This is a genomic window from Colwellia hornerae, from assembly GCF_007954355.1.
Lineage (GTDB): Bacteria > Pseudomonadota > Gammaproteobacteria > Enterobacterales > Alteromonadaceae > Colwellia_A > Colwellia_A hornerae.
Genome location: NZ_VOLR01000083.1, coordinates 1 through 1,211 on the forward strand (window position 1 = coordinate 1; position 1,211 = coordinate 1,211).

Annotated in this window: 1 protein-coding gene; it reads right to left on the reverse strand. The window is 41.2% G+C overall.

The annotated features are described in order from the left end of the window. Positions 1–204: 204 nt before the first annotated feature. Positions 205–1,191: a transposase gene (locus ESZ26_RS19030; protein ID WP_146910738.1), complete on the reverse strand. Its 987-nt coding sequence runs from the start codon at positions 1,189–1,191 to the stop codon at positions 205–207. Between the last annotated feature and the right edge of the window lie 20 nt (positions 1,192–1,211).

Below are 1,211 nucleotides of genomic sequence, written 5' to 3' on the forward strand. Positions count from 1 at the left end.
CAGTTAACTATGCCACCCATAATAACGACAAGTGATAACCATGAGCCAATTTTCTCTTTCTAGCTTATCAAAATACCGATTGATACAGTAAAGCGAGTTTATATCGTCCTTTATCTCAACAGTTTACTCATAACATCAAATGTCAGCCGTGGTAAACCTACCACTTTAAAATAGTAACAAGGGGAGTCTTATTCATAAAGCCCGTTATGCGCTATTCAAGCAAACTTGAGCATTCGCTATACCATGTGTGCGCTGCAAACCAACATGCTCACTAAATTCATATAAATGCTCAGCAGTACCAACAGCCCCTGTGAAGATAGTTTCAAAATTTGTCGTTAACTTTAGCCAACTTTCATCACTGATGTGTAACCTAGCAAGAATATTTACCGTCTGAGTGTCGATAGCACCATGTTTATCATCACGCAGAATGCGTCCTGTTTCATCAACCAGTGTTAAGTAATCTTGTAGGCTAAAAGAAATACCCGCTCCCGTTGAGCTCTGATGCGTTTCATTGCCTGTAAAGGCTAGTAAGCAGGTCGGTTGCTCACCGGTTATAGCCGTTTTAATGCGCAGTTGAATACTGGTGAAGTCAGACTCCTCGGGAGTAACCGCAATACCGGCTCGTATCGGGTTTAAATCAACATATGCCATGCACGACAGTAATGCGCCTTCATCAAGCAGTGCTTGTGATTTAAAGCGCCCTTCCCAGAAATGTCCACTACATTGGTCTTCTCGGTTAGCTTGTCGCGCTATCGGCTCGTTCAATGAGCGCATAAACCAACTGATATCAAGTAGACGCTGCTTATATATCTCAGCCGTACTTTTAACCATCGCTAATTGGAACTTATCAAGCGGTTGTTTGTTCGAATATTTTTGAGTTAATAAGGTCCCTTTGAATAATTGATGCCAACGTTGTAATACCTCTTCAGTTGACCAGCTTTTTATCTGCTCACTATCAACATGCAATACGAGATGTAAATGATTATGCATAACAGCATGAGCACAGATATCTATCGAAAATACCTGAGATAATTTAAATAATCGCTTTTCAATCCATATGCGTCGATGCTCAAAACTCACCCCCGTCTCCTTATCTACGCCACACAAAAAAGCCTTGCGTACCGTACGACTGCAAATGTGATAATAAGGGGTGTCCAATAAACTGATTTGTTGTGAGCGAGGCTTAGGCATAATAGTCACCTGACTGAATA